Source organism: Mycobacterium terramassiliense (assembly GCF_900157385.1).
Taxonomy (GTDB): domain Bacteria; phylum Actinomycetota; class Actinomycetes; order Mycobacteriales; family Mycobacteriaceae; genus Mycobacterium; species Mycobacterium terramassiliense.
The window spans coordinates 2446191-2470286 of the sequence record NZ_LT717701.1; the positions used below are offsets into that span (position 1 = coordinate 2446191).

Annotated in this window: 20 protein-coding genes; 11 read left to right on the forward strand and 9 right to left on the reverse strand. The window is 67.8% G+C overall.

Annotated elements, in window-relative coordinates; genetic code table 11:
* The first annotated feature begins 11 nt into the window (after nucleotides 1-11).
* Entirely contained in the window at nucleotides 12-770 is a 759-nt protein-coding gene (locus MTAB308_RS26210) for a sensor domain-containing protein (RefSeq protein ID WP_077103510.1), read from the forward strand.
* 9 nt (nucleotides 771-779) lie between these two features.
* Here the strand turns inward: MTAB308_RS26210 and MTAB308_RS26215 are convergent, their stop codons facing one another.
* The gene (locus MTAB308_RS26215; protein ID WP_077103512.1) at nucleotides 780-2831 is read right to left on the reverse strand and encodes a glycoside hydrolase family 15 protein; all 2052 of its coding nucleotides are present in this window, start codon (nucleotides 2829-2831) and stop codon (nucleotides 780-782) included.
* A 234-nt stretch (nucleotides 2832-3065) separates the two neighbouring features.
* Between MTAB308_RS26215 and MTAB308_RS26220 the strand changes: the two genes are divergently transcribed.
* The 5 genes from MTAB308_RS26220 (at nucleotide 3066) to MTAB308_RS26240 (ending at nucleotide 7356) form a co-directional block, all read left to right on the forward strand.
* The gene (locus tag MTAB308_RS26220) at nucleotides 3066-3260 is read left to right on the forward strand and encodes a hypothetical protein (RefSeq protein ID WP_077103514.1); all 195 of its coding nucleotides are present in this window, start codon (nucleotides 3066-3068) and stop codon (nucleotides 3258-3260) included.
* Nucleotides 3261-3549: 289 nt separating this feature from the next.
* The gene (locus MTAB308_RS26225) at nucleotides 3550-4596 is read left to right on the forward strand and encodes a sulfate ABC transporter substrate-binding protein (RefSeq protein WP_077103516.1); all 1047 of its coding nucleotides are present in this window, start codon (nucleotides 3550-3552) and stop codon (nucleotides 4594-4596) included.
* Entirely contained in the window at nucleotides 4593-5441 is an 849-nt protein-coding gene (cysT, locus tag MTAB308_RS26230; RefSeq protein ID WP_077103518.1) for a sulfate ABC transporter permease subunit CysT, read from the forward strand. The genes MTAB308_RS26225 and cysT overlap by 4 nt, the downstream gene beginning before the upstream one ends.
* Entirely contained in the window at nucleotides 5438-6250 is an 813-nt protein-coding gene (gene cysW, locus MTAB308_RS26235; RefSeq protein ID WP_077103520.1) for a sulfate ABC transporter permease subunit CysW, read from the forward strand. The genes cysT and cysW overlap by 4 nt, the downstream gene beginning before the upstream one ends.
* A 20-nt stretch (nucleotides 6251-6270) precedes the next feature.
* A complete protein-coding gene (locus tag MTAB308_RS26240) occupies nucleotides 6271-7356 on the forward strand; it encodes a sulfate/molybdate ABC transporter ATP-binding protein (RefSeq protein WP_077103522.1) in 1086 nt (361 codons plus the stop codon).
* A 1-nt stretch (nucleotide 7357) separates the two neighbouring features.
* Here MTAB308_RS26240 and MTAB308_RS26245 read toward each other — a convergent pair whose 3' ends face one another.
* The 6 genes from MTAB308_RS26245 to MTAB308_RS30690 all read right to left on the reverse strand — a co-directional run bounded on the left by MTAB308_RS26245 (nucleotide 7358) and on the right by MTAB308_RS30690 (nucleotide 13877).
* Nucleotides 7358-9292: a gamma-glutamyltransferase family protein gene (locus MTAB308_RS26245; RefSeq protein WP_077103524.1), complete on the reverse strand. Its 1935-nt coding sequence runs from the start codon at nucleotides 9290-9292 to the stop codon at nucleotides 7358-7360.
* Nucleotides 9293-9487: 195 nt separating this feature from the next.
* The gene (locus tag MTAB308_RS26250) at nucleotides 9488-10174 is read right to left on the reverse strand and encodes a hypothetical protein (RefSeq protein WP_245831499.1); all 687 of its coding nucleotides are present in this window, start codon (nucleotides 10172-10174) and stop codon (nucleotides 9488-9490) included.
* A gap of 146 nt (nucleotides 10175-10320) precedes the next feature.
* A complete protein-coding gene (locus MTAB308_RS26255; RefSeq protein WP_173842232.1) occupies nucleotides 10321-11055 on the reverse strand; it encodes a sirohydrochlorin chelatase in 735 nt (244 codons plus the stop codon).
* The gene (locus tag MTAB308_RS26260; protein ID WP_077103528.1) at nucleotides 11034-11777 is read right to left on the reverse strand and encodes a phosphoadenylyl-sulfate reductase; all 744 of its coding nucleotides are present in this window, start codon (nucleotides 11775-11777) and stop codon (nucleotides 11034-11036) included. The genes MTAB308_RS26255 and MTAB308_RS26260 overlap by 22 nt, the downstream gene beginning before the upstream one ends.
* The gene (locus tag MTAB308_RS26265) at nucleotides 11774-13441 is read right to left on the reverse strand and encodes a nitrite/sulfite reductase (RefSeq protein WP_077103530.1); all 1668 of its coding nucleotides are present in this window, start codon (nucleotides 13439-13441) and stop codon (nucleotides 11774-11776) included. Before MTAB308_RS26265 ends, MTAB308_RS26260 begins: the two co-directional genes overlap by 4 nt.
* Nucleotides 13442-13556: 115 nt before the next feature.
* Nucleotides 13557-13877 (reverse strand): Ms4527A family Cys-rich leader peptide, encoded by a 321-nt coding sequence (locus tag MTAB308_RS30690; RefSeq protein ID WP_425436331.1) that lies wholly within the window; start codon nucleotides 13875-13877, stop codon nucleotides 13557-13559.
* On the opposite strand from MTAB308_RS30690, the gene hemW reads away from it, so the two are divergent.
* Nucleotides 13876-15048, forward strand: coding sequence for a radical SAM family heme chaperone HemW (gene hemW, locus MTAB308_RS26270; RefSeq protein WP_077104825.1), 1173 nt, complete (start codon nucleotides 13876-13878; stop codon nucleotides 15046-15048). The genes MTAB308_RS30690 and hemW overlap by 2 nt on opposite strands.
* A gap of 4 nt (nucleotides 15049-15052) precedes the next feature.
* On the opposite strand, the gene MTAB308_RS26275 is transcribed toward hemW, so the two are convergent.
* Together MTAB308_RS26275 and MTAB308_RS26280 are read right to left on the reverse strand one after the other, a co-directional pair.
* Nucleotides 15053-16297 carry a sodium-dependent bicarbonate transport family permease gene (locus tag MTAB308_RS26275; RefSeq protein ID WP_077103532.1) on the reverse strand — a complete coding sequence of 415 codons (1245 nt, stop codon included), beginning with the start codon at nucleotides 16295-16297 and terminating at the stop codon, nucleotides 15053-15055.
* 332 nt (nucleotides 16298-16629) lie between these two features.
* Entirely contained in the window at nucleotides 16630-17868 is a 1239-nt protein-coding gene (locus tag MTAB308_RS26280; protein ID WP_077103534.1) for a sodium-dependent bicarbonate transport family permease, read from the reverse strand.
* A gap of 351 nt (nucleotides 17869-18219) precedes the next feature.
* Here MTAB308_RS26280 and MTAB308_RS26285 point away from each other — a divergent pair, with 351 nt between their 5' ends.
* The 4 genes from MTAB308_RS26285 to MTAB308_RS26300 all read left to right on the forward strand — a co-directional run bounded on the left by MTAB308_RS26285 (nucleotide 18220) and on the right by MTAB308_RS26300 (nucleotide 24094).
* Nucleotides 18220-19572, forward strand: coding sequence for a salicylate synthase (locus MTAB308_RS26285; protein ID WP_077103535.1), 1353 nt, complete (start codon nucleotides 18220-18222; stop codon nucleotides 19570-19572).
* A gap of 223 nt (nucleotides 19573-19795) precedes the next feature.
* A complete protein-coding gene (locus MTAB308_RS26290) occupies nucleotides 19796-20812 on the forward strand; it encodes an acyl-ACP desaturase (protein WP_077103537.1) in 1017 nt (338 codons plus the stop codon).
* Between the two features lie 115 nt (nucleotides 20813-20927).
* A complete protein-coding gene (locus MTAB308_RS26295; protein WP_077103539.1) occupies nucleotides 20928-22376 on the forward strand; it encodes an FAD-binding oxidoreductase in 1449 nt (482 codons plus the stop codon).
* A gap of 110 nt (nucleotides 22377-22486) precedes the next feature.
* Entirely contained in the window at nucleotides 22487-24094 is a 1608-nt protein-coding gene (locus tag MTAB308_RS26300) for an MFS transporter (RefSeq protein WP_077103541.1), read from the forward strand.
* Nucleotides 24095-24096: the final 2 nt, after the last annotated feature.

Here is a 24096-nt window from a genome sequence, read left to right on the forward strand (position 1 = left end):
GAGGTGAGCGCATGAAACACCGCTGGCTCTTGGTAGTCCCGTTGACTGTCGTGATGTTCGTCGCCGGCTGCGCGGTGCACGTCGGCGGCACGGCGACGCCGGCGCCGGGCCTGGCGCCGCGATCGCTGGGCGGGCCAGCCGTCGACCACGTGCTGCTGGGCGATGAAACGCTCTCGCGAATCCTCAAGCAGCCATTGGACCTTGACCTTCGTTTTCCGCCACAGTTCGGCGGCGCCGAGGCGTTGCAGGACGCTGGAACGGCTTTGCCCGACCGCTGCCTCGGGGTTGTCGCGATGCTGCAGCAAGGCGTCTACGAATCCAGCGAGGTCGAAGAGGTCGCGGTTGCGGCGTGGCGGCACGCCACTAAGCCCGCGGATGTGACGGACGTCAAGGAGGGCGTGGTCAGCCTGCCCACCGCCGCTGACGCCGACGCGTTGTTCGCGACGTTTTCTCGGCAATGGCAGGAATGCAATGGCGCGCAGACGTCGTTGCCGGGCGGTGTGTTCCGGCTCAAGGGCAGGATCACCGACGTGCAGACCGCTGATTCCGTTGTGGCGGCAACGGTTTGGGAAGGATGGCGGTCGTCCGATCCGGATTCGGTGTCCATCCCGGCGCGGCGTGCCATCGCGGTGCGCGGCAATTGCCTCATCGAGGTCGAGGTGGATTTCTTCAATTCCGCACGACCGCCGGCTCGCGGGCCGGCCGATCTCGACGACAGCGCCGTCGAGATCGCGCGCTTCATGATGGACAGAGTCGGCTCGCTGATCTGAGGCGCCGTGTCACATGGGCGCGTTCGCGGGCTGGAAGCCGCCGGTGCTGTCGGCCTCCTCCTCGGCCCGGATGACGTGCACCACGGCGTTGATCAGCGCCAGGTGGGTGAACGCCTGCGGGAAGTTGCCCAGATGCCGTCCGGTGCGCGGCTCGATCTCCTCGGCGTACAGGTGCAGCGGGCTGGCGTAGGACAGCAGCCGCTCGCACAGCCGCTTGGCGCGGCCCACCTCGCCGATCTCGACCAGCGCCGACACCAGCCAGAACGAGCAGATCGTGAACGTGCCCTCCTCGCCGGACAGCCCATCGTCGGTCTCCTCGACCCGGTAGCGCAGCACCAGGCCTTCCTCGGTGAGTTCGTTGGCGATCGCCAGCACGGTATTGCGCACGCGCGGGTCGTCCGGCGGCAGGAACCGGGTCAGCACCACCAGCAGCAGCGACGCATCCAGCGCGTCGCTGCCGTAGCGCTGGGTGAACACGCCGCGCGAGTCCACCCCGTGCTCGAGGATGTCGGCCTTGATCTCCTCGGCGATGGCCCGCCACTGCTGGGCGTAGCTCTTCTCGCCCTGCCGCTCGGCGAGCTTGGTGCCGCGGTCGAGCGCCACCCAGCACATCACCTTCGACGACGTGAAGTGCTGCGGCGCCCCGCGCACCTCCCAGATGCCGCGGTCGGGCTCACGCCAGTGCTTGATCGCCTCTTCCACCTGCTTCTTCAGCACCGGCCACAGGGTCTCCGGGATTTGCTCGCGCGACTTGGCGTGCAGGTAGAACGAGTCCAGGATCGAGCCCCAGATGTCGTGCTGGACCTGGTCGTAAGCGCCGTTGCCGATGCGCACCGGCCGGGCGTGGTCGTAGCCGGAGAGGTGGTGCAGCTCGTCTTCGACCAGGCTGCGCTCCCCGCCGACGCCGTACATCACCTGCAGCGGGTGCCGCTCGTTGCTGTTGGCGCCGGAGACGTCGGCGATGAACGCGAAGAAGTCGTCGGCTTCGCGGTCCAGTCCCAGGGTGTACAGGCCCCACAACGCGAACGTCGAGTCGCGGACCCAGGCGTAGCGGTAGTCCCAGTTGCGCTCGCCGTGCGGCGTCTCCGGAAGCGACGTGGTGCTGGCCGCCAGCAGCGCGCCCGTGGGTGAGTAGGTCAACCCCTTCAGCGTGAGCGCGCTGCGCTGCAGGTAGGCCCGCCACGGGTGGTCGGGGAAGTTGCCGATGTTGATCCATTGCCGCCAGCACTCGGTGGTCTGCCACATCTTGTCGGCGGCCTCTTCGTAGGTCTGCGGCGCGGGGTGCTTGGTCCAGCTCAGGGCGACGAAGATGTCGTCGCCCTCCTTCATCCGGGTGCGGGCGCGCGCTTCGCGGCCCTCCAGCCCGATGCGCAGGTTGGTGGTCAGCCGCAGCGTCGGGTGGGCATCCGGTTGTCGGGTGGCGCGGGCGATGGCCTCGCCGTACGCGTTGGCCGAGTATTCCCAGGTGGAGCCGACGCGGTGGTAGTCGAAGGCCGGCTCGCAGCTCATCATCAGCTCGACGGTGCCGCTGACGCAGCGCACGGTGCGCAGCAGGATGTGCTCGGCGTCCCAGTCCATCGGGGTGCGGCGATGGGTTCGCGACCGCCGCTCGATGTCGTGCCACTTGCCCATCACGAGGGCATCGCGCACGATGAGCCACCCGGTGTGGGTCTGCCACGTGGTCTCCATGATCAGGCTGCCTGGGAGGTAGCGGCGGGCCGAGGGCACCGAGACGCCGTACGGGCCGAGCCGGAAATGCCCCGCGCTGCGATCAAGGATCGCGCCGAACACGCTCGGCGAGTCGGGCCGTGGCACGCACAGCCACTCCACCGACCCGGCGGGGGAGATCAGGCACGTCGTCTCCCAGTCGGACAGGAACGCATAATCGGCGATCGGCGGAAACGGGTTCCGCAGCGACGTGCTGGCCGAGAGCGGCGCGGGCGCGTTGAAATCGATCGGCGAGGGCAGCACCGTGTCACGGGCGGTGTCGAACGTTTCCAGAGCGGGCTCCCCGGGAGCACCGTCGGCCGGCTGGTCGGCGGGTTGGGCGTGCAGAACCATCCCGACATCATCGACTGTCAACCTGCCCGGCGTCCAATGTTCGCAGCGGATGTCGGATTTTGCCGGCGTTCGCGCTATTGCCGCCGAATCGCGCGGAGGGCCGCCGTGTTTCCCTCACCGTGACTTTTACGGCGGCGTGGGCCGGCGCCGGGCCCGGGATCCGGGCGGCGCTCGCGTCGGTGCGCGATCCGCCCACGTTGGTTCGACGGTCCCGGGGCGAATAGGGTGAGGCGGGTGAGCGCGTTCCTGAATTGGTGGGACGGCAACGAGCTGTGGCTTTCCGGCCTGCCGTTCGTCCTGCAGGCCCTGATCGTGATGCCCGCCGTGTTGGCGGTGGCCTACGTAGCGGCGACCGTGCTCGACGGCCTGCTCGGGCGGGGCATCAAGTTGATGCGCCGGATCCGGCACGCCGATGAGGCGCCCGGGTAACGCGCATGCCCCGGTCACACGTGACCTTGATTCTGATCGCGCTCGTCGTGCTGGTGATCGTCGCGTGGCTGGCGACGCGCTGACAAGACGGGTCAAGCGGATCCTGTTAGGCTTCGCGACATGCACGAGGCGTCCGGTGTTTTCGAATGCGCCGTCTTCGTGCACTGTTGTCGCTGACTCCCAAACCCCGTGCGCGGTCTGGTCTGGAGTCGTGAATTCTCCTTTATTGCTCAGCGCCTTTCCGCCGCACCGGGACCGAGGAACCAAGTCCCGCACTGAAAGGCCACCAATGCTCAACGACATCGGCAGCGCCCAGCGCCGGCCGGTTCTTCGGTGTGTCGCGGCGCTGGCGCTGATCGTCGGTGTCGTGGCCGCGTGCGCGGGCGGCCCCAGCGACGTCGTCGGGGGCGGCGGGCCGGGCAACGCGCGCACCAGCATCACCCTGGTCGCCTATTCGGTCCCAGAACCGGGTTGGAGCAAGGCGATTCCCGCGTTCAACGCCTCGGAGGAGGGCAAGGGCGTGCAGGTGATCGCCTCGTACGGGGCCTCCGGTGACCAGTCCCGCGGCGTCGTCGACGGTAAACCGGCCGACGTCGTGAACTTCTCCGTCGAGCCGGACATCGCGCGATTGGTCAAGGCCGGCAAGGTTTCCAAGGACTGGAACACCGACGCCACCAAGGGGATCCCCTTCGGGTCGGTGGTAACCCTGGTGGTGCGCAAGGGCAATCCGAAGAACATCAAGGACTGGGATGACCTCCTGCGGCCGGGCGTCGAGGTCATCACTCCCAGCCCGCTGAGTTCGGGTTCGGCCAAGTGGAACCTGCTCGCCCCGTACGCCGTCAAGAGCCAGGGCGGCAACAACGCCCAGGCCGGTGTCGACTTCGTCAGCAAGCTGGTGCGCGAACACGTCAAACTGCGTCCCGGGTCGGGCCGGGAGGCCACCGATGTCTTCGTCCAGGGCAGCGGCGACGTGTTGATCAGCTACGAGAACGAGGCGATCGCCACGGAGCGGGCCGGCAAACCCGTCGAGCACGTCAACCCGCCGCAGACGTTCAAGATCGAGAACCCGGTGGCGGTGGTGAGCACCAGCTCCCACCTGAATGCCGCCGTCGCCTTCAAGAACTTCCAGTACACCGCCGCGGCGCAAAAGGTGTGGGCGCAGGCCGGCTTCCGACCGGTCGATCCGGCCGTGGCCGCCGACTTCCGTGGCCAGTATCCGGCGCCGGAGAAACTGTGGACGATCGCCGACCTCGGGGGTTGGGGGACAACGGATCCGCAGCTGTTCGACAAGAACACCGGCAGCATCACCAAGATCTACACGCAGGCCACCGGATGACGGCCACCGTGACGCCCGAGTACCCGGCGCCGGCGCGCGCGTGGCGCCTGCGCGGATCCGGGACCACGTCACTGCGGGTCGGCGTTGCGACGCTGTGGCTTTCGGTGATCGTGCTGCTGCCACTGGCCGCCATCGCGTGGCAGGCCGCCGCCGGCGGTTGGCACGCCTTCTGGCTGGCGGTGACGTCGAACGCCGCACTGGAGTCGTTCAGGGTGACGCTGACCATCTCCGCCGGGGTGACGGCCGTCAACGTGATCTTCGGCCTGCTGATCGCGTGGGTGCTGGTGCGCGACGACTTCTTCGGCAAACGGCTCGTGGACGCGATCATCGATCTGCCGTTCGCGCTGCCGACCATCGTGGCGAGCCTGGTGATGCTGGCCCTCTACGGCAACAACAGCCCGGTGGGCCTGCACCTGCAGCACACCGCCTGGGGGGTGGCGGTCGCGCTGGCCTTCGTCACGTTGCCCTTTGTGGTGCGCGCCGTTCAGCCCGTACTGCTGGAAATGGATCGGGAGACCGAGGAGGCGGCGGCGTCGCTGGGTGCCAGCGGCCCGAAGGTCTTCACCTCGGTCATGTTGCCCTCCCTGACGCCCGCGCTGTTATCCGGCGCCGGACTGGCCTTCTCGCGTGCGATCGGCGAGTTCGGGTCGGTGGTGCTGATCGGCGGCGCCGTACCCGGCAAGACCGAGGTGTCGTCGCAGTGGATACGGACGCTGATCGAAAACGATGACCGCACCGGTGCCGCGGCGATATCAATTGTGCTGCTGGCGATCTCGTTCTTCGTGCTGCTCGTCTTGCGGGTCGTGGGCGGGCGCGCCGCCAAGCGTCAGGAGCTGGCCGCATGACGTCGTCGTCCAGGATCCGTTACCTCCTCCGGTTCGCGGCGCTGGCCTACATCTTCGTGTTGCTCGTCGTTCCGGTGACGTTGATCCTGTGGCGGACTTTCCGGCCCGGCCTAGGTCAGTTCTTCGACTGGGTGAGCACACCGGCGGCAATATCGGCGCTGAATTTGACGCTGCTGGTGGTGGCGATCGTGGTGCCGCTCAACGTGGTGTTCGGCATCCCGACCGCACTGGTACTGGCGCGCAACCGTTTCCGCGGCAAGGGGGTGCTGCAGGCGGTCATCGATCTGCCGTTCGCGGTGTCTCCCGTGATCGTGGGCGTGGCGTTGATCCTGCTGTGGGGGGCGGCCGGCGCCTTTGGCTTCGTCGAACGAGACCTCGGGCTCAAGATCATTTTTGGGTTGCCCGGGATCGTGTTGGCCAGTATCTTCGTCACCCTGCCGTTCGTGGTGCGCGAGGTGGAACCGGTGCTGCATGAGCTGGGGACCGACCAGGAGGAGGCGGCCGCCACCCTGGGTTCGGGCTGGTGGCAGACGTTTTGGCGAATCACGTTGCCGTCGATCCGGTGGGGCCTGACCTACGGTGTCGTGCTGACCGTGGCGCGCACCCTCGGCGAATTCGGCGCGGTGATCATCGTGTCGTCCAACCTGCCCGGGAAGTCGCAGACCCTGACATTGCTCGTCGCGGACCGGTACAACCGCGGGGCGGAGTACGGCGCCTACGCGCTGTCGACACTGCTGATGGGGGTGGCCGTGCTGGTCCTGATCTTCCAGCTGGTTCTCGACGTCCGCCGGGCCCGAGCGACCAAGTAAGCGCGACAAGGAGACTCGTGATGACCGACAGCCGACCCGAGCGCGGTGAAAACGCGATCATCGTGCACGACGCATACAAACATTACGGCGACTTCGTCGCCCTGGACCACGTGGACTTCGTCGTGCCGAAGGGCTCGCTGACGGCGTTGTTGGGCCCCAGCGGTTCGGGCAAGTCGACCCTGCTGCGGGCCATCGCCGGCCTGGACCAGCCCGACACCGGAACCGTCACGATCAACGGTCGCGACGTCACCGGGGTGCCGCCGCAGCGCCGCGGCATCGGGTTCGTGTTCCAGCATTATGCCGCGTTCAAGCACCTGACCGTTCGGGACAACGTGGCCTATGGGTTGCGAATTCGCAAGCGGCCCAAGGCCGAAATCAAGGAAAAGGTTGACAACCTGCTGGAAGTGGTGGGGCTGAGCGGATTTCAGACCCGCTATCCCAACCAGCTTTCCGGCGGCCAACGGCAGCGCATGGCGCTGGCCCGGGCGCTGGCCGTCGATCCGCAGGTGCTGCTGCTCGACGAGCCGTTCGGTGCGCTGGACGCCAAGGTCCGCGAGGACCTGCGGGCGTGGTTGCGGCGGCTGCACGACGAGGTACACGTCACCACCGTGCTGGTCACCCACGACCAGGCGGAGGCGCTCGATGTGGCCGACCGGATCGCGGTGCTGAACAAGGGCCGCATCGAGCAGGTCGGATCGCCAACCGAGGTCTACGACTCCCCGGCGAGTGCGTTCGTGATGTCGTTTTTGGGCGCGGTCTCGGAACTCAACGGCGCGTTGGTCCGCCCGCACGACATCCGCGTCGGCCGCAAGCCCGATATGGCCGTGGCCGGCGGAGACGGCACCGCGGAGTCCATCGGCGTGGTGCGCGCGACGGTGGACCGGGTGGTCGCGCTGGGATTCGAGGTGCGCGTGGAGATGACCAGCGCGGCAACGGGGGCCGCCTTCACCGCGCAGATCACCCGCGGCGACGCCGAGGCGCTGGCCCTGCGCGACGGCGACACCGTCTACGTCCGAGCGACCCGCGTCCCGCCCCTGCCCAGCGACATCGGGATCCGGGGTAGCGGGGGCGCCGAGGAGGACCGGAGCACGCTGACGTCGGCGTGAGTCATCCGGGGTCGCCCATGACGGCGCCCTCGCGGCGGGGGTCGGCACCGCCGGTCCATCGAGACGAGCTGCGGGTGATCGCGGAAAGGCCGCTGGACTGGTCGGTCAGATTCACCTGATGTCCCAACGCGCGCAGGCCGGCCACCAGCGGATCGTGATCGCCATTGTCGGAGCGGTTGATCTCCGGATCCTCGCCGCCGACGTTGGTTTGCGGCGAGTTGTCCGCACCGAAGTCGACCAGGGACACCGCCTGCTGCGGGTTCAGGCCCCAATCCAGCATCGCAACAAGAGTTTTCACCACGTACTGAATGATCGTGGAACCGCCGGGTGAGCCCGTCACGGCGTACAACGCCCCCCGCCCCGTCGGCGCGGCATCGAACACCAGCGTCGGGGCCATCGAGCTGCGCGGCCGCTTGCCGGGCTGGACGCGGTTGGCCACCGGCGATCCGTCGGCCGCGCGGGGGTTGGCGGCGAAATCGGTGAGCTGGTTGTTGAGGACGAACCCGTCGACCATGTGGAACGAGCCGAACGGCGACTCGACGGTCGTCGTGAAGGCGGCCGCGTTGCCGTAGGAATCGATGATGCTGACGTGGCTGGTACCGTGCTCCCGCCCGGGCGCTGCGACGCCGCCGGGCGTGCCGAAGTCACCGGCTTTGGCGGTTCCCATGCTGTGCTGCAGCGAGATCAGCGCGGCGCGCCCGGCCAGATAGCCCGGGTCGATCAGCGTGGCGAGTGAACCGCCCGGCAGCCCGACGAAATCGGCGTCGGCGACGTACTTGTCGCGGTCGGCGTAGGCCAGCCGCTCGGCTTCGGAGACCAGGTGCACGCCCAGCACGCTCGGGCGGCCGCCGTTGAGGTCGACGTCGGTGGGCGGATAGTTTCCCATCGGGAAATGCTCGAGGATTCCCAGCGTGGCCGCCACCGCGACGCCGCCCGACGACGGGGTGGGCATGCCGCAGATTTGCCGGCCGCGATACGGCGAGCACAGCGGGTCGCGTTTCTTGGCGACGTAGCCCGCCAGGTCCTCGTGGGTCATCAGGCTCGGCGTGCGCCCTCCCGAGGCATCGCCGGCTTCGGCGACGATGTCGTGCGCGATGTCCCCGGTGTAGAAGGCGTTGGCGCCGGCGGAGGCGATGGCGGACAACGTCTTTGAGTAGGCGGGGTTGGTCAGGCGGGTTCCCGCGGCCCTCGGGCTGCCGTCCGGGTTGAGGAAGTAGCCGCGCGCCTGCGGATCGACCCGCAGTTGTGGAACCGAGTCGACGATGGCGGTGGCCATCCTGGGACTGATGTCGAAGCCGTTGTCGGCCAACGCGATCGCGGGGTTGAAGAGATCGCGCCATGACGCGCGGCCGTGGTCGTGGTGCACCAGTTCGAGCATCCGGGGAATGCCCGGCACCCCGATCGATCGGCCCGAGGCGCGCGCGTCGGGCCGGGGGGTGGCGCGATCGTTGTCGCCGATCCAGCGCAGGTAGTCCTCGTCCGCCCGCGCGGGGGAGACTTCGCGGCCGTCATAGGCCTCGACCGAACCGGCGCCGGCGTCGTAGTACACGGCGAATCCGCCGCCGCCCAGGCCCGACGACTGCGGTTCGACCAGACCGAGGACGGCCTGGGCCGCCACCATCGCATCGGCGGCCGTGCCGCCGTCCCGCAGCACCCGGCAGGCCGCCTGCGTCGACAGGGGATTGGCCGTGGCCACCGCGTAGTGCGCGGTGCGCACCACCGTCATGTCGCTGCGGTATCCGGTCGCCGTTTCGGGGCTGGCCGCGATGTTCCGCGTCGAAGGCGTTGAGGCCGAAGGGGTCTCGGGAACCGGCGTGCCGTTGGGCACGATCTCGCACGGACCCGCCGCATCGGGACTCATCGGGTGGTTGCCGCCGCATGCGGCCAGCCACAGCACCAAGGCGGCCAGCAGCGCTCGAATGGACGGCCCGCTCAAGCCACGAAGTTTACTGGACGGATCGGGTCAATTAGGCGGCGACGCGGACTGCCGCGACCTACGGGTCGTCTTCGGCGCCATTCAGGATTTTTTCGGGGTGCTGCATACGTGTTGACTCGCGGCTGTCTGTCGGTTGGCCGAGATGCAGCGGCGGAATCCATTCGCAGCTTCGCCGTCGATAAAACGGCTTCCTGATCACTGAGCCTCGGGTGGCATCGCGAGGGCGGTTCCGAGAATCCAGGCGAACAAGAAAGCCGGCATTCCCGTAATCGAGAAACCCTCGAGCGAAAGCGGCCCATCATGGACGATGAACGCTGCGAGGAGCAGGGGGTGTACTGCTGCGCCGGCGATCGCGAGGTGCGCGGTAAACCTTGGCAGCACCCGATGGACGTACACCGCAACCGCGAACGACCCCAGCGCCACGACGGTGGGCATTCCCGACATTGCCAGCAATCCGAAGGTCAGGTCGTACAGCAGCGTTGAGTTCTCAGCCTCATGGTGTCGGTAGAGGAGCAGGTCGAACGCGGTGAACCCGCCAAGCAAAAGGACCACGCATCCGATGAAGCCAGCGGCGAAACACGTCGGGAGAGTCGATCTGGCGGGAAGTCGATCACGTAGGAAAGTCCATACTGCGGCGCCGAATACAAGCCAGAGCGTGACGCCGACGGTATTGAGCAGCATCGTCACGACCAACCGATCGTGGTGGGCCGCGGCCCACAGCGCCACTTCGGTACCCGACGTCTGGGTCCCCGGGAATGACCAGATCGGATAAATCGCAAGCGCGATCGTGGGGAGGACGAATCCGGACGTGCCAGCCCATCGCGCCACGCACGCCGACCCGCTAGGTTTTTCAGCCACACTCGGCATGTTGTCGTCGTCCACGCGCCCTCCTGACGACTCGTCTTGCCGATCGAAGGGTCCTCACGATCGGTCCGTCTGCCGCATCATCCGCGCGGTCAATCGCGACGCGGGAGCCGAGATGCTCGACAGAACGTGACCAACGAGGCCTCGTACTGACGCTCGTCGGCTCAGGCCGCGATGCCGTGGATTCGAGATTTCAGGGCTTCGTCGAAGCGGTCCAGCACCGTCTCGGCGACCAAGCGGTGCGCGCCCAGGGGTTCCGCCAGCTCGATGCCGGAGCCGTCCGCGAATTCGCGCACCCGGTCCGGCAGCAGGCCGGGCGCCAGGAACCACGGAGCGATGACCACCCGGAGGGCGCCCTGCCGGCGCAACCGGCCGGCGGCCTCGGCCAGCGACGGCTCCGGACGCGTCACGAACGCCATCGTCGCGCCCGCCCAATTCGTGCCCGCCAGCAGGTGCTGCGCCACCTGCCGAGTGCGCGCATTGGCGCGCGCGTCGGATGAGCCGATCGCCGCCACGAGCACGCCGACCTGATCGTCGAGCCGGGAAACGCCCAACTGCGTGACCCGCTGTCGCAGCAGCGAGATCAGCCGCGGATCCTCGCCAAGGACGTCGGCTTGTAGAACATCGGCGCCGGTGCCGGCGATCTGGGCGGGGATGTCGACGCGCGCGTGGTAGGCGTTCGCCAACAGCAACGGGGTCACCACCGCGCCGCCCGCCAGGTCCCCGAGGACGTCGGCCAGGCTGGGCGTGTTCAGCTCGCAGAAGGCCAGTCGCACGTCCAGGCCGCGCCGCGTGCGCGCGAGCTCGTCGGCGACGGCTCGGGCGTTGGCCGCCGAGCGTGGATCCTTGCTTCCGTGCGCGGTCAGCACGAGCGCCGTCACGACGCGTGCAACCCGCATTCGGTCTTGGCGTGGCCCTGCCAGCGCCCGCTGCGCGGGTCGGCGCCCTCGGCGGGCTTGGCCGTGCAAGGGGCGCAGCCGATCGACGGATAGCCATCGTAGACAAGGGGATTGACCAGCACGTCGTGCTCGTCGATGTAGTTCTGCATGTCCTCGTCGGTCCACGTCGCCAGCGGGTTGATCTTCACCAGCTTGTAGCCCTCGTCGAAGCTGACCAGAGGGGCGTTGGCGCGCGTCGGCGAGTCGCTGCGGCGTAGGCCGGTGACCCACGCCGAGTAGCCGCGCAGCGCCTTGCCCAGCGGGGCGACCTTCCGCAGCCGGCAGCACTCGCCGGGGTCACGCGCGAAGAGGTCCTTGCCCAGCAGCCGGTCCTGCTCGGCCACGGTGTGCTCGGGCGTGACGTTGACCACGCGGATGTCGTAGACGGATTCGATCGCGTCGCGGGTGCCGATGGTCTCCACGAAGTGGTAGCCGGTGTCCAGAAACATCACCGGCACGCCCGGCCGCACCTTGGCCGCCAGGTCAATCAGCACGGCCTCCTGCATGCTCGAGGCCACCACGTAGTTGCATGTCGCCCACGCGCGCGGGCCGTTCACACCGCCGAAATTCTCGTCGGTCCAGCGCAGCAGGTCGGTGGCGCTGGCGCCCTCGAGGTCCACGGCGCCACGGGCGGCCAGCTCACGCAGGTCGGCCTCGGTGGGGCTGGTCGTTTCCAAGCTCATCGCAAGTCGCCTTCCTCGGCGCGAACGACCCACTGGGCGAATCGTTCGCCGTCGCTCCGGTGCTTGATGAAGTTACGTACTACCCGATCGATGTAGTCGCCCAGCTCGTCGCTGGTGACCTTGTGCTGACGCAGTTTTCGGCCGAAACCGCTGTCCAGGCCGAGGCTGCCGCCCAGATGCACCTGGAAGCCCTCGACCGAGCCGCCGTGACCGTCGTCGACCATCTGGCCCTTGAACCCGATGTCGGCGACTTGAATTCGCGCGCACGAGTTCGGGCAACCGTTGATGTTGACCGTGATCGGCACGTCCAGCCGGGAGTTGAGGTCCTCGAGCCGGCGCTCCAGCTCGGGCACCAATTCCTGTGCCCTGCCCCGTGTTTCGGCGAAAGACAACTTACAGAACTCGATCCCCGTGCAGGCCATGAGGTTTCGGCGCCACCGCGACGGGCGGGCCTGCAGACCCAGCGCCTCCACGCCGGCGATCAGCTCGTCGAGCTTGGCGTCGGGCACGTCGAGGACGATCAGCTTCTGGTACGGCGTAAACCGGATCCGGTTTGAACCGGCCCGCTCGGCCAGGTCGGCCACCGTCGACAGGATGGTGCCCGAAACGCGCCCCGCGATCGGGGCGACCCCGACGGCGTTGAGCCCGTTCTTCAGCCGCTGCACCCCGACGTGATCGATCGGATGCGTGACCGGCTCGGGGGCCGGGCCGTCGATCAACGGACGCTTGAGGTACTCGGTTTCGAGAACTTCGCGGAACTTTTCGATGCCCCAGTCCTTGATCAGGAACTTCAGCCGCGCCTTGGACCGCAGGCGCCGGTAGCCGTAGTCGCGGAAGATCGAGGTCACCGCCATCCACACCTCGGGCACCTCGTCCAGCGGAACCCAGGCGCCGACGCGCTGGGCGAGCATCGGGTTGGTGGACAGGCCCCCGCCCACCCAGAGGTCCAGGCCCGGACCGTGCTCGGGATGGTTGACGCCGATGAAGGCGATGTCGTTGATCTCGTGCGCGACGTCCTGCAGGCCGGAGATGGCGGTCTTGTACTTGCGGGGTAGGTCGGCGAAGTCCGGCTTCCCGATGTAGCGACGCACGATCTCGTCGATCGCCCAGGTGGGGTCTATCACTTCGTCGAGGGATTCGCCGGCCAGGGGCGAGCCCAGGATCACCCGCGGGCAGTCGCCGCACGCCTCGGCGGTCTGCAGCCCGACCTCGTCGAGCCGCCGCCAGATCTCGGGGACGTTGCCCACCTCGATCCAGTGCATTTGCACGTTCTGCCGGTCGGAGATGTCGGCGGTGTCCCGGCCGAACTCGGTCGAGATCTGGCCCACGGTGCGCAGGGCGGCGGTCGACAGCGCGCCGCCGTCGCAGCGCACCCGCATCATGAAGTACTTGGCCTCGAGCAACTCGGCGTTCTCGTCGCCGGTGTATGACCCGTCGTAACCCTGTTCGCGCTGGGTGTAGAGGCCCCACCAGCGGAAGCGACCACGCAGGTCGCTCTTGTCGATGCTGTCGAATCCGCCCTGCGCGTAGATGTTCTCGATGCGATCCCGGACCTCCAGCGGTGCGCCGGCCTGCTTCATCTCCTCGTTGGGGTTGAGCGCCTCGCGATTTCCCAGCGCCCACTGGCCCTCGTTGCGCGACTTCGCGGGAGGGGCTGTTGTCATTCGGGGGTTCTCCTTCACGGATCTCACGGGCGTCAGACAGCGCAGGTCACCGATTTATTCCGGCGGCGCAGATCCGGCAGCCAGCTAGAGGTACAGGCGGGGCGGGTCTACGAGATCAAGGCAGACAGCAACAGCTGCAGACGCGCTTGAGATCAATGTGCCGCCGCGCCACGAGGGCGATGCGCAAGCTGCGGTTGGCGGTCACGGCTGCCATTCTGCCATGGACCGGGGCGGGGGTTTCGAGCAGGTCATATTTTTCCTCACGGTGACCCAAACTAGGCAGCGACCCTGGGCGCCCGGGCACACTCAGCCACCAATCCCCTGGGAAAGCGACGGGCTCCGTCCAGGGCCGCTTGAGGGGCGTGACCAGCGTCGATGCGCGCGCCGGCGGGGACGCCGCACGCCGCGACCGGGCCGGCGTGGGAGGATTTGGCATGCCACTTCGCGAGGCCCCGGTCGAGCTGCCCGCCCTGCAGCCGAGTCCCGGGCAGCCGTTCGGGCTGTACGTCCACGTCCCGTTCTGCTTCACGCGATGCGGGTATTGCGACTTCAACACCTACACCCCGGCCGAACTGGGCGGCGTCAACCCCGACGCCTGGCTGGAGGCGCTGGGGGCGGAGCTGGAGCTGGCGGCCGCGCGGTTGGACGGACCGACCGTGAGCACGGTGTTCGTCGGCGGAGGGACGCCGTCGCTGCTGGGCGGCGAGCGGATGGTCCGGCTGCTGGGCATGGTGCGCGATCACTTCGTCCTGGCGCCCGACGCCGAAATCACCACCGAGGCCAACCCCGAATCGGCCTGGCCGGACTTCTTCTCGGCGACCCGCACCGCCGGCTACACCCGGGTGTCGCTGGGCATGCAGTCGGTGTCCCCGCGGGTGCTGGGGGTCCTGGACCGGATACACACGCCGAACCGGTCGGCGGCCGCGGCCCGCGAGGCGCTGGCCGAGGGCTTCGAACACGTCAGCCTCGACCTGATCTACGGAACGCCGGGGGAGTCCGACGACGATCTGCTCCGTTCCGTCGACACCGCGGTCGACACCGGCGTCGACCACGTATCGGCGTACGCCCTGGTCGTGGAGGAGGGCACCGCGCTGGCCCGGCGGGTTCGGCGCGGGGAGCTCGCGGCCCCCGACGACGACGTGCTGGCGCACCGCTACGAATTGGTCGACGCCCGGCTGTCCGGCGCCGGCATGAGCTGGTACGAGGTGTCCAACTGGAGCCGCCCGGGCGGCGAGTGCCGGCACAACCTTGGCTACTGGAACGGCGGCCAGTGGTGGGGTGCGGGGCCGGGCGCCCACGGGTACGTCGGTGCGACGCGCTGGTGGAACGTCAAGCACCCCAACGCCTATGCCGAGCTGCTGGCCGACGGCACGCTTCCGGTCTCGGGTTTCGAGCGGCTCGATGGCGACGCGCTGCACACCGAGGAGGTGTTGTTGAAAACCCGGTTGCGGCAAGGGCTTCCGCTGGACCGGCTGGGGGACGCCGAACGTCAACGCGCCCAAACCGCGGTCGCCGACGGGTTGCTGGCGTCCGAGGGCGAGCGGCTGGTGCTCACTCCGCGCGGCCGGCTGCTGGCCGACGGCGTGGTGCGCACGCTATTGGGATGAGCTTTTACACGCCCGGAAACCAATGCGCGACTGCGCGATTGATCTCGATGTAGAGCGGAATCCCGATGGTGACGTTGTAGGAGAACGTCAGGCCCAGCGACGCGGCCAGCGGCAGCGTCGGGCTGGCCTCGGGGATCGCCAGCCGTTGCACCGCGGGCACGGTGATGTAGGACGCCGCGCCGCACAGCACCGCGAACAGCACATAGGTGCCGGGCTGGAAGTGCGTATTCGTGAGGTCGGCGTAGCTGTAGGCGGCCAGGATCCCCAGCACCGCAAACAAGTTCGGCGCCAGCAAGCCGAAGAGGATGAAACCGCGCCCGGCCAGCTTGAGATCCTGCAACTTACGCGATGCCGTCATGCCCATCTCGAGCAAGAACAGGCACAGCACGCCCTGAAACGCCGCCACGAAGAGTTCGTTCTGGTCGTGGACGACCTTTTGCCCCTGCAGCGCGCTGATGAAACCGATGATGATGCCGCCGATGAGGAGAATGAGCCCGGGGTTGAGGAACACTTCCTGAAAAATCTCGCGGGAGAATATCGGCATCCGCTTGGCTTTCCCGCGGGGCGGGCTGTGGTCTGGCTCCCAGTCCGGGTGCTCCAGCTTTTCCATCGAGAATTCGAGTTCCTGCTCGACGCCCTGCTCCTCGGCGGCGCTGAGGCTCTGACCCGGCAGGGGCCGCGCGGCAGTGCCGGGGCCGACCCCGACCCTCGCCGGTGCGACGTAACCGGGTTCGTCTGGCATATAACCCGATTCGTTGAGCCCACGGTGGCGGAGCCGCATCACCAGGTACAGCGCCACCAGGCAACCGGGAATCTCCATGATGGCCAGCAACACGGGCATGTAGGCGTTGAACGCGATGCCCACGCCCGACAGGACGGCCACGCAGGTGGCGAAGGTTCCCGCGGAGTCCGAACCGTAATAGCCGGCGACCGTCGCGCGGTCGACCCGGCGCATTCGGGTCGTGTATTTCAGCACCACGTACGCCAGGACGCCGATGACGAAGTTCAGAGCGAAGCCCATCACCGCGAACCCCGCGATGTTGTCGATGTCGGCGGGCTGGACCTTGGCGAGTTCTTCGCCGCCCTGCCAGCCGATCGACACCAACAGGTACATGGTCAGGCCCTGGTAGATCACGTAGGGAAACTCGAACCGCACCTTCAGGATTGGGATGAGGAACCCGAAGTAGAAGAACAGCAACAGCGGCTTGAAGAGGTTGTGGGTGAAGTTCTCCCAGAACTCATGCAGCATCAGCGCCTCCGACGGGTGTGTTCGGCGGTGCGGAAAGCAGCAACCAACGCCGGGTTGTCCACAGACATCATTAGTACCTTGGAGACTCACGCGACTTGAGTCAATCGAGTGAAGGCGTCTTTACGAATCGTTAACAACGCGTAACGCGGACGCACAAACGTCCCGCCAGCCCCCCGCCTCGCTCCGTGGGCCGCCGCGGCCCGGCGGACAAGGAGGCCACGGATGCGCCGCGAAAGCGGTATCGCATGTGATACCGCTTTCGACGGTCACCTATCGGCTGACTGCGGGTGGTCGCGGAACGACCGTGACAGGCATCCGGCTTCGTCGGGCCCCTAGGTGAACCAGTGCCCGACCAGGCGGTTGATCTCGATGTAGAGCGGGATTCCGATCGTGACGTTGTAGGAGAACGTCAGGCCCAGCGACGCGGCCAGCGGCAGCGTCGGGCTGGCCTCGGGGATCGCCAGCCGTTGCACCGCCGGCACGGCGATGTAGGACGCCGCGCCGCACAGCACCGCGAACAGCACGTAGGTCCCCGGCTTGAAATCGGCGTGGGTCGCCGACGCGTAGATGTGGGCGGCGATGATGCCCAGCGGCGCAAAGATGTTCGGTGCGAGCAAACCGAAGAAGATGAAACCGGGGCCCGCCGACCGCAGGTCTCGCAGCTTGCGAGACGCCGTCATGCCCATCTCGAGCAGGAACAGACACAGCACGCCCTGGAAGGCCAACACGAAGAACTTGTCGTCGTCGGCGACGACCTTCTGCCCCTGCAGCCCACTGATGAGGCCGATCATGATGCCGCCGAAGAGAAGGACGAGGCCGGGGTTGAGGAACACTTCCTGCAGCAGCTCGCGGGAGAACATCGGCATCCTCTTGGCCTTGCCGATCGGTGGGCTCTGGTCGGGCTCCCAGTTGGGATGCTCCAGCTTCTCCATGGCGAGCTCCAGCTCCTGCTCGACTCCCCGGTCGTGCTCGGACTCCAAGCTCTGGCCGTGCGGGGGCTTGGCCGCGGTGCCGGGCCCGATGCCGACCTTGACCGGTGGCATGTACCCGGGCTCGTCGGGCATGTTCCCCGCCGCGTCCATGTTCCGGTGGCGCAGCAACGCCACCAAGTAGAGCGCCACCAGGCAGCCGGGAATCTCCATGACGGCCAGCATCACGGGCATATACGGGTTGAACGAGATGCCTACGGCGGCCAGGACGGCCACGCAGGTGGCGAAGGTGCCCGCCGAGTCGGATCCGTAGTAACCCGCGACCGTTGCCCGGTCGACCTTCCGTAGGGAAGTGAGCCAGCCCATCAGCACGTAGGCGATGGCCCCGATCAGGAAGTTCAGCAGGAAGCCCAGCACCATGAATCCGACGATGACCCCGATGCTGGAGGCGTTGATCTTGGCGAGCTCCTCACCGCCATGCCAGCCGATGGCGAGCAGCAGGTACATCGTCAAGCCCTGATAGATCACATACGGGAACTCGAAGCGCACCTTCAGGATCGGGATCAGGAAGCCGAAGTAAAAGAACAGCAGGAGCGGCTTGAACAGGTTGTGGGTGAAGTTGTGCCAGAACTCTTGCAGCATTGGGTGCCTCTCTTTTTGAAGCGGTGATCAGGGACGCACCGTGCACAACCGGGGCAACCATGCCGTCCCGAAACCGGTGCAAAACGTAACTCCGCCGATAGGGGTCCGCCACTCGGACACAGCGCGAAAAGCGGATGTTTTACACAGCCGTATCGAAAGAGCGGATTCTCCTCAAACGCTATGGTCACAGCGCCGCTGGTCGGACCGGGTGTGGGGGGATTGGCGTGAATCCACTGTGACTTTTCTGGTGATTCGCTGTGTGGATGGGCGTGGGCGCGGCCGCGGCGCTCCCTGGCGGGCCATGGGGAGGGGTTGCGCGGAGTTAGATAGGTTAGGCTACATTTACTAACCGTGACCGAGGTCAGCGTCGAGACGAGTCCCGCAGGCTCCGAGTCACCGCCGATTCCGTTGCCCCCTGACGTCCACCCGGCCGACTTGGCCGCCGAGCTGGCCCGCGCCCTGCCGGAGCGGCTCGGCGAGGATTACCTGCTCTACGAGCACGACGGGCAATGGGTGCTGGCTAGCGGCGTACGGGCGATGGTCGAGCTGGACAGCGACGAGCTGCGGGTGATCCGCGACGGCGCCGCCCAGAGGCAACAATGGTCCGGGCGGCCCGGCCCGGTCCTGGGCGAGGCCATCGACCGGCTGCTGCTCGAAACCGACCAGCTTTTCGGCTGGGTCAGCTTCGAATTCGGCGTCCACCGCTACGGGCTGCAGCAGCGGCTGGCGCCGGGCACGCCGTTGGCGCGGGTCTTTTGGCCGCGCACCCGCGTCGTGGTGACCCGGGAGGCCGTCCGCCTCTACGGCGCCGAGGCCGGCCACATCGACGCGGTGCATGGCTTGCTGGGCGACGGCCTGTGCGGCCTGCCCGACGCCCGCGCGGTCGATGTGAGCGACGACCCGTCCGGATACCGCGACCGGGTGGCGGCGGCCGTCCGCGAGATCGCGGCGGGCGGCTACCACAAGGTGATCCTGTCCCGTTGCCTCGAAGTCCCTTTCGCGGTGGACTTCCCGACCACCTACCGGCTGGGTCGGCGGCACAACACCCCGGTGCGATCGTTCTTGTTGCGGCTCGGCGGGATTCGCGCCGTCGGCTACAGCCCCGAACTCGTGGCGGCCGTGCACCGCGACGGCGCCGTGGTGACCGAGCCACTGGCCGGCACGCGCGCGCTCGGCCGCGGTGCGGCGCGTGATCGCCAGGCTCGCGAAGACCTGGAATCGAACTCCAAAGAGATTGTCGAGCACGCTATTTCGGTGCGCAGCTCGTTGCAGGAGATGACCGAGATCGCCGAACCGGGCACCGCGGTGGTCAGCGACTTCATGACGGTGCGGGAGCGCGGCAGCGTGCAGCACCTGGGTTCCACGGTCAGCGCGCGGCTGGACCCCTCCAGCGACCGGATGGACGCGCTGGAAGCGCTTTTTCCGGCGGTCACGGCCTCGGGCATCCCGAAGGCGGCCGCCGTCGAGGCCATCCTGCGCCTCGACGAAGGTCCGCGCGGGCTGTACTCCGGTGCCGTCGTGATGGTTTCGGCGGACGGCGGCCTCGACGCCGCGTTGACGCTCCGGGCGGCCTACGAATGCGACGGCAAGACGTGGCTGCGGGCCGGCGCGGGGATCATCGAAGAGTCCGATCCCGAGCGCGAATTCGAGGAGACCTGCGAAAAGCTGTCGACGCTCGCGCCGTACCTGATCGCCCGGCACTAGCGCCCGTCCCGAGGCGAATCTTCGTCGAGATCGACGCTGGCGCGAAGAAGTGCGAGTGAAGTGCACGGCAGCGTCGATCTCGGCGTACCGAACGCCGTTCGCTTGCCTGCGCCGTCGCTTTGCCCGGAAGGACTTTTGGCCCTAGTCGACGGACTCCCGGCATGTCATCTTGATGTAACTGCATGACACAGGTACTGATAGGCACACATAACTGGGAGGGTCCGTGTCCGACAGCTTGACCAACCTGCAGCTACTCCAGGAACTTGAGCCCGTGGTCGAGCAGCTGCTCAACCGCCACCTGTCGCTGTTCAAGGAGTGGAGCCCGCACGACTATGTTCCGTGGTCGGACGGCAAGAACTTCTACGCCCTCGACGGCCAGGACTGGGAGCCCGGCCAGAGCCGGCTTACCGACGTCGCGCAGGTCGCGATGGTGCAAAACCTGCTGACCGAGGACAACTTGCCGTCGTACCACCGCGAGATCGCGATGAACTTCAGCATGGACGGCCCGTGGGGCCAATGGGTGAATCGGTGGACGGCCGAGGAGAACCGGCACAGCACGGCGCTGCGCGACTACCTGGTGGTCACCCGCGCGGTCGACCCGGTCGAGCTGGAGAAGCTGCGGATGGAGCAAATGACAAGAGGGTTCAGCCCGGGCCAGAACCAGCAGGGGGACATGTTCGCTGAGAGCCTGTTCGACTCGGTCATGTACGTGTCGTTTCAGGAATTGGCCACCCGCGTCGCGCACCGCAACACCGGTAGGGCCGCCGACGACACCATCGCCGAACAGTTGATGGCGCGGGTGTCGCACGACGAGAACCTGCACATGATCTTTTACCGCGACGTCAGCGCCGCGGGCCTGGACATCGCGCCCAATCAGGCGATGAGGTCGGTGCACCGAATCCTGCGCAATTTCAAGATGCCCGGATTCACCGTGCCGGAGTTTCGGCGCAAGGCCGTGATCATCGCGGTCGGTGGCGTCTATGACCCGCGCATCCATCTGGACGAGGTCGTCATGCCGGTGCTCAAGAAGTGGCGCATCTTCGAACGGGATGACTTCACCGGCGAGGCCGCCCGGATGCGCGACGACCTCGCCGTGCTGATCAAGGAACTCGAAGTGGCCAGCGACAAATTCGACGAATCCAAGCAGCGCTACCTCGAGCGGGAGGCCCGCAAGGCCGAACGGATCACCGCCAGCAGGGTGCTCAAAACCGAAGGGACACTGACGCTCAGCGGGCGGTAGGCGCTCGGCCCGGTAACGGTTCGGGCACGTTTCGGCCGTCGCCCCGACACGTCATGCCGCGCCGCGGTTCTCCTCGTCGAGAATGCGGGCATGACGCAATCGCGGGGGCCCTCCGTTGGCGCGTGAGATCTCCCGCCAGACGTTCCTGCGGGGCGCCGCCGGGGCGTTGGCCGCCGGCGCCGCTTTCGGATCGGGCCGGCTCGGCGCGGTCCGGGCCACCGCCGCTCCGGCCGCGTCCGGCTGGGACGGCCTTTCCGCAGCCCTCGGCGGCAAATTGCTGTTGCCGGGGAGCTCCCAATTCGGCTCGGCCAAGCAGGTTTTCAACACCAACTACAACGGCTCCACGCCGGCGGCCATCGTCACCCCGACATCGGCGGCCGACGTGCAAAAGGCGATGGCGTTTGCCGCCGCCAATAACCTCAAGGTCGCGCCGCGCAGCGGCGGGCACTCCTACATCGGCGCGTCCACGGCCAACGGGGCCATGGTTTTCGACCTGCGCCAGCTGCCGGGGGAGATCAATTACGACGCGTCCAGCGGCCAGGTCACGGTGACGCCGGCGACGAGTCTGTACGCGATGCACCAGGCCCTGGCCGCGGCCGGCCGGGGCATCCCGACGGGCACGTGCCCCTCGGTCGGCGCCGCGGGCCACGCCCTGGGCGGCGGCCTGGGCGCCCAATCCCGGCACGCGGGCCTGCTGTGCGACCAATTGACGTCGGCGTCGGTGGTGCTGCCCGGGGGCCAGGCGGTCACGGCATCCGCGACCAGTAACCCCGACCTGTTCTGGGCGCTGCGCGGCGGCGGTGGCGGCAACTTCGGCGTGACGACCTCGCTGACCTTCGCCACGTTTCCGACCGGTGACGTCGACGTGGTCAACCTCAACTTCCCGCCCCAGTCTTTCGCGCAGGTCTTGCTCGGGTGGCAGGGTTGGCTGCGCACCGCCGACCGGAACAGCTGGGCCCTGGCCGACGCCACCGTCGACGCGATGGGCACGCACTGCCGGATCATGGCGACCTGCCCCGCGGGCTCCGGCGGCAGCGTGGCGAACGCGATCACCTCGGCCGTCGGACTGCAACCGACCGGGACCGAGAACCACACGTTCAATTACCTTGACCTGGTGCGGTATCTGGCCGTCGGGAACCTCAACCCGGCGCCGCTCGGGTACGTCGGCGGCTCCGACGTGTTCACCACGCTCACCCCGGCCGCGGCCCAGGGGATCGCCGCCGCGGTCAACGCCTTCCCCCGGAGCGCGGGGCGCATGCTGGCGATCATGCACGCCCTCGACGGTGCCCTCGCGACCGTGGCGCCGGGGGCCACGGCTTTTCCGTGGCGCCGGCAGTCGTCGCTGGTGCAGTGGTACGTCGAAACCGGTGACCCGGCTGCGGCCACCAACTGGCTCAACACCGCACACCAAGCGGTGCAACCTTATTCGGTCGGCGGCTACGTGAACTACATCGAGGCGGGCCAGCCGCCCTCGCGCTACTTCGGCCCGAACCTGTCCCGGCTGAGCGCCGTGCGGCAGAAGTACGACCCCGGCCGGGTCATGTTCTCCGGGCTGACTTTCTAGCCGCCCGTCGAGTACTGCACGGGCAGGACGCGTGTCCTAGACTTTTCAGCCGTGCACGAGGCGCAAGGCGTTGCCCGTGAAGCGACGGGCCGTCGTCAATCGGTTCGACGGTGACTCAGGTCGCCGAGCGCGCCGACGGTGGGCAGCCTGCGCCCACGCCGTTGCGCAATCGCCTGTACCGCAGCCTGTTCATCGCGCAGTTCATCTCCAACGTCGGGACCTGGATGCAAAGCGTGGCGGCCCAGTGGTTCTTGATCGAGGAGCAGGGCAGCGCCACCATCGTGTCGCTGGTCCAGACGGCCAGCCTGGGGCCGACGCTAGTGCTGGGACTGTTCGCCGGAGTGCTGGCCGACCTGTTCGACCGGCGGCGGTTGTTGATCTTCCTGCAGTCGTACGCGGTGGCGGTGGCGCTGGCGCTGGCGGCGCTGACCTACGCCGGTCACCTCACCCCGACCTCGTTGTTGCTGTTCACCGTGGCCATCGGCTGCGCCTCGGCGCTGACCGCACCGGCCTGGCAGGCGATTCAGCCTGAGCTCGTTCCACGCGAGCAGATACCCGCCGCCGCCACCTTGTCCAGCGTCTCGGCGAACGTGGGCCAGGCGGTGGGACCCGCGCTCGGCGGCGTCGCCGTGGCGCTGGCCGGCCCCGCCGCCGTCTTCGCGATCAACGCGGTCTCGTTCGCCGGGATCATCGTTGTCCTGCGGGGCTGGAAACGACCCAAGCAAATCGCGCCGATCGAGCGGGAACGCATCAGCCAGGCGATCGGCACCGGATTGCAATACGTCGCCCACAGCCCGATCTTTCGCAGAATCTTGTTGCGCGCCAGCCTTTTCCTGTTCCCCGCCTCGGCCCTGTTGGCCCTGCTGCCCGTGGCCGCCGACCACCGCTGGCACCTGGGAGCCAGCGGCTACGGATTGACGCTGGGGGCCATCGGCCTTGGCGCGACGCTCGCCGTCGCCGTCGCCACACCGCTGCGCCGCAAGGTGTCGGCCAACGTGCTCCTCGCGGCCTGCGCCGCGGTATACGGCCTCGCGCCGGCGGCGGTGGCGTGGCTGCCGTTCGCGGCGGCGATGCCAGTCTTGGTGCTGGCGGGGATGTCCTGGCTGATCACCTTGTCGACGTTGAACGCCGCGGCGCAGCTGCACTTGCCGCAATGGGTTCGGGCGCGCGGGTTGTCGGTGTATCTGCTGGTGTTCACCGGTTCGATGGCGATCGGCTCGTACTGCTGGGGCCTCATCGCCACGCGGGCGGGGCTCGAGATCGCCCTGACGTGCTCGGCGGCGCTGCTGGGGGTGGCCGCCCTCAGCGTCCCCGTGCTGCCACTGCGGGCGGCCACCGGGCTGCTGAGCCGCGACATTTCGACATGCTGGACGTCGCCGATGCTCGTGTTCGAGCCGCGCCCCGACGACGGGCCGGTGCTGGTGACCGTCAACTACCGGGTGCCGCCCGAGAACCTCCCGGATTTCGTGAAGGCGATGAGCGCGGTCAGGCGGTCGCGGCTGCGCACGGGTGGCCACAGTTGGCGGCTGTATCGCAGCGCCGAAAGCGCCGACACGGTCCTCGAGCGGTTCACCGTCGCGTCGTGGGCCGAGTTCGAACGCCAGCACACCGAGCGTTGGCTGGATTCCGATCACGAGGCCGCCGCCAAGGCGGTCGGCTACACCGTCGACCACACCCGGCGGCATCGGTATTACCTCGCGGTGCGTGTGCAGCACTGAAT